This window comes from Streptomyces milbemycinicus (assembly GCF_002154605.1).
Lineage (GTDB): Bacteria > Actinomycetota > Actinomycetes > Streptomycetales > Streptomycetaceae > Streptomyces > Streptomyces milbemycinicus.
The window spans coordinates 1-6,231 of sequence record NZ_MUNE01000151.1 but is presented as its reverse complement, the minus strand read 5'-3'; the positions used below and the strand labels follow the sequence as shown (position 1 = coordinate 6,231).

4 protein-coding genes are annotated in these 6,231 nt (G+C 67.7%); all 4 read right to left on the bottom strand.

Going from position 1 to position 6,231, the window contains the following annotated elements:
* Positions 1 to 42 precede the first annotated feature (42 nt).
* Positions 43 to 1,686 (bottom strand): IS1182 family transposase, encoded by a 1,644-nt coding sequence (locus tag CCN51_RS13930; protein ID WP_425444761.1) that lies wholly within the window; start codon positions 1,684 to 1,686, stop codon positions 43 to 45.
* A 127-nt stretch (positions 1,687 to 1,813) separates the two neighbouring features.
* Positions 1,814 to 2,926, bottom strand: a complete 1,113-nt coding sequence (locus CCN51_RS13925) for an integrase core domain-containing protein (RefSeq protein ID WP_043492277.1) — start codon at positions 2,924 to 2,926, stop codon at positions 1,814 to 1,816.
* 121 nt (positions 2,927 to 3,047) lie between these two features.
* Positions 3,048 to 4,421: an FAD-dependent oxidoreductase gene (locus CCN51_RS13920; RefSeq protein WP_043487981.1), complete on the bottom strand. Its 1,374-nt coding sequence runs from the start codon at positions 4,419 to 4,421 to the stop codon at positions 3,048 to 3,050.
* A gap of 738 nt (positions 4,422 to 5,159) precedes the next feature.
* Positions 5,160 to 6,158 carry a hypothetical protein gene (locus CCN51_RS13915; RefSeq protein ID WP_014181143.1) on the bottom strand — a complete coding sequence of 333 codons (999 nt, stop codon included), beginning with the start codon at positions 6,156 to 6,158 and terminating at the stop codon, positions 5,160 to 5,162.
* Positions 6,159 to 6,231: the final 73 nt, after the last annotated feature.

Sequence of the window (6,231 nt, the reverse complement as noted above, 5' to 3'; positions counted from 1 at the left end):
CCTGAAGGACTCTGTTGGTCGATGTGATCTGGGTTTTGTCGATCAGGCCGCGAGACTGAGGGCAAGCTGTTCGTAGTGGGAGATTCGTGTCGTGCCCAGGGGGGTTCCGGTCCACCAGGCGTCGAGGCGGTAGAGGTTGAGGGCGGCTGCGGTCAGGACCTGGGCCAGTGAGGTTTTGGCGAGGCCGCGGTAGCGAGTGCGCCGGGTGCCGGTGCGCCGTACCGCCTGCGAGATGCTGCCCTCCACCCCGGCCCTGGTGTGGTATCGCTTCTTCCATTCCTCGGTCTGCTGTTCTGCCCGTCGTTGTTGGAGGAGTTCGTGCTCTTCGCGCGGGAGTAGTGTCAGGACGCGGTAGGCGGCTGTGGTGCAGATGTCCTTGGCCGGGCAGTTGGTGCATCCGGCCCGGGAGAAGTCGATGTGGATGCGGGGTTCGCCGCCGATGGTGGTGTCACTCCAGCGGGTGCTGACCTGGCCCTGCGGGCAGGTTGCCTGCCGGGTGTGCCAGTCGATGCGGAAGTCGGTGGCGGCGTAGCCGCTGCCCTGCAGGGCCGGTCGGCCGCCGGCCTGCTTGACCGGCCCGATGACCTCGACGCCCAGTGCACGGGCCTGAAGGATGATCTTCGCGCTGGTGTAGCCGCCGTCCACGTAGTGTTCGGCCGGCTTCAGGCCCCGCTCGGTCAAGGCCTGGTGGACAGCGGCGGTGAGCTGGTGGTCGTCCGTCGTGGCCGGTGTGGTGGCCGTGCACGTGATCAAGTGTGGGAGGTCGTCGTCGCAGCTTTCGGTGAGATGGGTTTTGTAGCCGTCCCAGGCGGATCCCCGTTTCACCCCGCAGCGCGCGTCCACATCGTGCGGGGAGACGATGCGCGCCGCTCCCGGAGGGCGTTGTTTGTGTCCGCGCCAGCGCACCCCGCGGGCGTCGCGCTGGTACTCCTGGGCCCACACGGTGCGCAGGAGCACGACCGCCTCGAGGTCGGCGAGGTGGGCGGGGGTCGTGGGATCGTCGAGAGAATCGAGGAGTTCATAGCCGTCGCCCCCGACGTTCTCGGCGAATGCGGTGCGCTCGGCTTCTCCCTTGGGCAGCCGGTAGGAGTCGGCGCGCTGCCGGTAGCGTGCGAGCCAGTCCGTGTTGACCGCGTCGGTGCCGGCCAGCCAGGCGGGAGCGGCCACCGCCAGGGCCTCCAGGGCGCAGCGCATGGTCTCGGTGACGAATTCCAGCCGGTTCAGGTCACGGATGCAGGCGATGACATGGGTGGAGTCGGTGCGGGCGCGCCCGCCGGCCCGCAGCAGACCCCGCTCGCTGCACTGCGCGAGGATGGCGTCCAGGATCTGCTGTTCGAGGCCGTGGGCGATCAGCCGGTCACGGAACTCGCTGAGCACCGAGAAATCGAAGCCAGGATCGGCCAGTTGGAGGCCGAGGGCGTATTTCCAGTCGATCCGGCCACGCACGGCATCAGCGGCCTGCCGGTCGGTCAGCCGCTCGGCGTACTGCAGCACGCTGACCAGCGCCAGCATCCCCGGAGACACGGACGGACCGCCCCGATGTGCGAACGCCGCCACGAACCGCTCGCTTTCAAACACCGCCCCGAACTCGTCCCTGATCCGCATGGCCAGACACCCGCGCGGGAACGCAGCACGGGCGACCCTCGCCGTGGACTCAGGCACCGCAGGCGCAGGCAACGGACGCATCGACATGATCTCCCCCTCGCCCCCAGGAAACAGACCCGACAACGAGCAGTGTCCACCGCACCCGAAGGTCATTTCAGGCGATCCATCACATCGACCAACAGAGTCCTGAAGGGTGTCAATATTCCAATCAGGCTGCTGAGCTGGGCCTTTCCTGTGGATGATGAGGCAGCCGGGGTGGCATGGTGTGGTACTCGTTGAGCAGTCCGCCGAGTACCTGATGGCGCCTGACCCCGGCAGCGGGCAGGGGGATGATGTGCGGGTCGTCGTCGGGTGCTCGTAGGCCGAGGCTGCGGTGGGCTCGTCCGGCGTTGTAGTGCTCGGCGTACCTGGTGAGGGCCGTGCGCAGGTGTCGTTCGCCGGTGATGAGGAGTCGGTCGGTGCATTCTGCGCGGGCTGTGCGTATCCATCGTTCGGCGAACGCGTTGGATCGTGGGCTTTGCGGTGGGGTCGGGATGACGGCTGTGCCGTTGCCGGCGAGGACGGCGTCGAATGCGGCGGTGAACTTGCTGTCCCGGTCACGGATGAGGAACCGGAAGCACCCAGCCCTGTCGCCGAGGTCCATGAGCAGATTGCGGGCGAGTTGAGTGACCCATGCGCCCGTCGGGTGGGCGGTGACGCCCAGGACGTGAACGCGCCGGGTGGCAGTCTCCATGACGAAGAAGACGTAGAGGCGTTTGAGGAAGACGGTGTCCACGTGCATAAAATCGCAGGCCAGAAGCGTGTGGGCCTGGACTCGGAGGAAGGTACGCCAGGTCTGCTGGGATGCGCGCTGCGGCGCGGGTGGTAGGCCGGAGCGGCGCAGGACGCGCCGGATCGTGGCGGCGGCAACCCGATGGCCAAGCCGTCGCAGCTCACCTTGGATCCTGACGTACCCCCAGGTCGGGTTCTCTCGCGCCAGGCGCTGGATGAGCGCCGCAATCTCTTCTGCCAGCGGTGGCCGACCGGGTCCGACCGCCGTCTGACTCCAGTTCCAGCGCACCAGACGACGGTGCCAGGCCAGCAGCGTCCCCGGGGTAACCAGGCGATGGCGGCGCAAGACGGATGGCAGGTGCCGGGCGAGAGCGGAGAGCACGGCACGATCAGCCCATGAAAGCCGCGGCCGCACTACTTGCCGGCGAAGCACAGCGACCTCATGACGAAGCGCGAGGATCTCGGCGTTGCTCGCGGCGGTCGACCGGCCCAGCAAAAGAAGACAGCCCAGTAGCCGGCAGAAGATCAAGTAGAGCAGTCGCAGACCCACAATCATTGATCATGCCCATACGTGGACGATCACAAAGCCCCAGGTCAACGACCGTACGGCAATAAAGACACCCTTCAGGGCTGAAGCCATCTGAATGAGGTCTGCAGTGCCCGGCGAGCGCTCAGGTGGGGATGAGTGCATCCCACTGATCTCGGGTCGGGCCGTCGTGTTTCGGCGTGAAGTCTGGGTGGGCAGCCAGCCAGGCGGTGAGGTGTCGGTCCACTTCGTCGGTGCCATAGGCGTCGTCGGCCAGCCGCAGGAGATGGCGCACCTGGGCTCGGGCTCGCATGACGACAGGATCGTCAAAGGCGCAAGCGGCCAGGGCGGCAGCCCGCCGATCTGCGGATGGTGAGCCCTCGGCGAGGCGTTGCTCGTCGGCGCGGTCGGCCTTCACCTGCGCGTCGAACCACGGGCGGAGGGCCTGTGCCGCCCACCTGTGGTAGCCCATGGGATCCGCGACGATCTGGTCGACATGGGTGGCGAGGTACTGGGCGGCACGCAGGCCGAGGGCCGCGCCGTGGCCGAAGGTGGGATTGGTGTGGATGAGGCTGTCCCCGGCGTTGACCAGGCCGGTGACGACAGGTCCGTCATCGTCGGAGAGGGCGGTCCAACGGTTGTCCAGGCCGGCCATCGCCAGGACGGCGGATTGTGGTTCCGGGGCCAGGTCGAGCCAGGCGGCGGTCGCGGGGAAGTGGCGGGCGACTGCCTCGAACACGGCAGGATCGGTGAGCGCGCCGCGGGTGGGATCACTCGTGGAGAGCACCAGGCTCACCGCGAAGGTGTCGTTGTCGGAAGGGAAGACGCCGCCGAGCGCGAACGGTGCGGCCGAGCCGGTCTTCACCTGGCCAGGATCACGCGGCCCGTCGGCGCGCAGGCGGTACCAGCGGCACAGATAAGCGATCCCAGCGCGGTGACTGTCGACCACGGGCGGGCGGCATCCGGCCGCGATCAGCCAGGCGGGCACCGGCGAACGACGACCGGACACATCGACGACGAGGTCCGCCTGGTGGACTTCCGCGCCCACCTGCACGCCGGTAACCCGGGGAGGACGGCCCTCCCGGAGGGTGAGCGCGCGCACCCGGCAGCCTCGCCGCACCTCAACGGTGGGTTCCCGCCGCACCGCCGCAGTCAGGGCGGCCTCCAGCACGATGCGGCGGGTGCGCAGGGTCACCAAGTCCTCATCGCCAGGTCGATGCGGCGGATGCTCACGGAACCAGTCGAACTCGTGGTACTCCCGGGCCCCCCGTGTCAGCAGGTCCGTATAGACATCAGGGGCTTCCGCGCGCAACACAGTGCGGACGGGTGCGAGCAGCGAGTGGGGCTGGTTGGCCTGCGGGACTCGGGGCCTGTCCCAGTGGAAGAAGTCCCGGTCCAGGTCCTCTCCGGCCTGCCGCGCGTCCTGCTCGAACAACGTGACCGTGTGGCCCCGTCGGCCAAGCATGAGCGCCGTCCCCAGCCCACTGATACCCCCGCCGATCACCGCAACCCGCGCCACCGATCTCCCCTTCGCGTCGTGTTGCGGAATGAGCGTACTGCTTGCCGATCTCCAGCCCCGAACCAGCTCGTCCGTCGCGGTGCAGGGGCGAGGCTCCAGGTAGATATCCCACGGCCCCAGCCCCCGGCGCGGCGGTCGGGAACGACATCAAAAGTCACCTGCATTGATCTTGTCTGCCGCCGCGAAACGACTCCGCAAGTCACCTCGAAATGACTCCCATTGAAAGTGGCACAGCCACGGGACAACATCTCGTTCACGGCCACCGAATGTCAGCCGCACCATCCGGACCAGGAGCGCTTTCAAGGCGACTTCGACACGGCCCCAGGAAGATCAACAACTACAACCTGTGGTCGTCTCACGGAACTTGTGCCAGACCCCCAAAGAGGCCGTTCTAGACACGGAGGGATACCGGCGTTCCCGGTCCCGGTGGCCGACCGCGTTGCCGTACGCGTGCGCGAGGTGATCACACGATCGTGCAGCCGCGTTGGATGGGAGGCGTTCGGAGGCGCACAACAACGACATCAGGGCCTCCCGGCACTGCTCGGTTGGATTCGCATCCTCGAGCTACCGAGAGGCCCCGTCTTCATACGCGTACGACGGGAAGATCACCCCGGCGAAAAACCTGTTCGACCCGCACGTTCCATGATCGGTTCAGATACGGCTTCTGACAGGCCCAACCCGCACTGGCGCGCAGCAGAAAGCAGGCCATCCCCTTCCACAAGGCAGAAAACGGCCTCTTTAGATGACGTTGATGGTGGTGGATGGTGAGATGCGGTCGCCGACGGAGAACTCCACGCTGGTGGGGCCCGGAGGCGTGTCGTCGGTGGCACTCACGCAGATCCACATGACCGACTGGGATCCGGCGTCGGGAATTCCCAGGTCGACGTCGGAGAAGGTCAGGGACTGTCCGTCGTCGGAGACGCTCCCCATGTACACGGTGGTGTTTCCGCCTGCGTCCCAGACGGTCAGCTGGTGGTCGGGGCTGTCCTGCGCGCCGAACCGCATGGCGACGCCGGCGGGAAGTTTCGCGGTGACCGTTTGCCGCGGGATGGACTGTGATCCGTTGTTGCGCACCTCCACGCCCGGATACACGGGCCATCCTCCCCGCTCCGCGGTCACCGGCGCGCCGCCGGGGGAAACGGTGTAGCCGGGTGTGACGACGACCGTGGTGGAGGGGGAGGTCTTTCCCCCGACGGTGAAGGCCAGGCTGGTGGATCCGAGCGGGGCGTCGTGGCCGGCGCTCACGGCGACCCACATCACCGTCGTGCCGGGCAGCCCCAGGTCCACGCCCGAGAAGAGAAGCGAGGTTCCGTCCTCTGACAGGGTTCCCATGTAGGGGGTCGTCTGCCCGTCGGCGTTCTGAACGGTCAACTGGTAGTCGGCGAGCGTCTGCGTACCGAACAGCAGACCACGGCCGGGGGGCAGGGCGACCGTCACCGACACCGGGTCGATCGCCACGCCGGCTTCGACCCGCACTCCCGGATACCCGACCGCTCCGCCCTGCCTCAGCTCCACGTCCGGCGGACCACCGGGCACCACCGTGAACTCCGTCCACTGCAGCACCACCTGGCCACGGTTACCCGCGTCACCGACAGGAGACTGGTGCAGAGGATCGTCCTTACCGCCTGCCTGGGTGCCATTGCCGGCCAGGGTCTGCCCTCCGGTGACGCCCGGGCCGTTCACAAAGCTGCTGCCACCACCACCGCCGCTGTAAATCGCGCCCTCCGCAATGCTCATGCCGACTCCCCCACCGCCACCCGCGGAGCCGGCCCCTCCACCGGTAGAGCCGCCGAAGCCTGCGCCCCCGCCT

Excerpts from the sequence above, each read along its gene's own strand:
- CCN51_RS13915 (WP_014181143.1), bottom strand. The coding sequence starts at position 6,158 with ATGAGCATTGCGGAGGGCGCGATTTACAGCGGCGGTGGTGGTGGCAGC.
- CCN51_RS13930 (WP_425444761.1), bottom strand. The coding sequence starts at position 1,686 with ATGCGTCCGTTGCCTGCGCCTGCGGTGCCTGAGTCCACGGCGAGGGTC.